Origin of the sequence: Delftia sp. WSY_7, from assembly GCF_043104845.1 — a bacterium.
Lineage (GTDB): Bacteria > Pseudomonadota > Gammaproteobacteria > Burkholderiales > Burkholderiaceae_C > Comamonas > Comamonas tsuruhatensis.
Genome location: NZ_JBICLB010000049.1, coordinates 1 through 308, shown reverse-complemented (window position 1 = coordinate 308; position 308 = coordinate 1). Strand labels below are relative to the sequence as shown.

Annotated in this window: 1 protein-coding gene; it reads right to left on the bottom strand. The window is 66.6% G+C overall.

Features of this window, described 5'->3' with window-relative positions; all coding sequences use genetic code 11:
* A partial coding sequence (locus ACF8ME_RS25180; protein ID WP_392418664.1) for a sensor histidine kinase occupies positions 1–308 on the bottom strand: 308 nt, incomplete at both ends.

Below are 308 nucleotides of genomic sequence, written 5' to 3'. Positions count from 1 at the left end.
TCGGAGAAGGCGATGCAGATGTCGCCCTGCCCGTCGATGCGGCCCTGCACATCGATGCGCCCGCCGATGGGCGAGAACTTGATGGCATTGGCCAGCACATTGCGCACCACCTGCTGGAAGCGCACGGGGTCGGCCTTGGCGATCAGCGGGGCGTCGTCGAGTTCGAGCCGCAGGTCGATGAGCTTGTGCTGCTGCTGCGGCTCCAGCTCGCGCACGACCGGCCGGATCAGGCTGCGCAGATCCGTGCGCTCCAGGTGGATGGTTCCCACGGCGCTGTCCAGCTTGGCCACATCGAGCAGGTCATTGAC